This is a genomic window from Pauljensenia sp. UMB6358 (assembly GCF_030216865.1).
GTDB lineage: Bacteria > Actinomycetota > Actinomycetes > Actinomycetales > Actinomycetaceae > Pauljensenia > Pauljensenia turicensis_A.
In genome coordinates, this window is record NZ_JASOMS010000045.1 from 1 (window position 1) to 417 (window position 417).

Annotated in this window: 2 protein-coding genes; both read left to right on the top strand. The window is 54.0% G+C overall.

Going from position 1 to position 417, the window contains the following annotated elements:
• A partial coding sequence (locus QP381_RS08555) for a hypothetical protein (protein ID WP_285068509.1) occupies positions 1–206 on the top strand: 206 nt, incomplete at its 5' end.
• 15 nt (positions 207–221) lie between these two features.
• Positions 222–417: hypothetical protein (locus QP381_RS08560; protein WP_442953414.1), on the top strand; the 196-nt coding region annotated here is incomplete at its 3' end.

The window sequence follows — 417 nt, forward strand, 5'->3', positions numbered from 1 at the left end:
ACACTACCGACACGGAAGCAGTCGAAGAACACATTAAGACTTTCATCCAAAAGGATGACTACTACCAGGCACGGCCCCAGGCGGGCCAATCAACGGTAGAACACGCACCTGCCAGGAAGCAGGGCAAACCAAAAACAGTTGAAGACCTCAACTATTTGTACAAGCACGACCCAACCGCATACGCGGAAGCGGTCAAAAACTTCTAAGCAGGAGCAACCAAATTGGCAAACAATGACGCACGAGAAAACACAACCCTCACTGGGGATCTAATCATCCCTGACGTGTGGGCGGACCTAATCCAGGCCGAATTCACCCGCAAAAGCGCCCTCCTAGGCACCCCCATTGTCGTGACTGATGACCAGCTCGCAGGCCAGCCCGGCGACACGGTCACATTCCCCAAATGGACAAAGCTAGGGG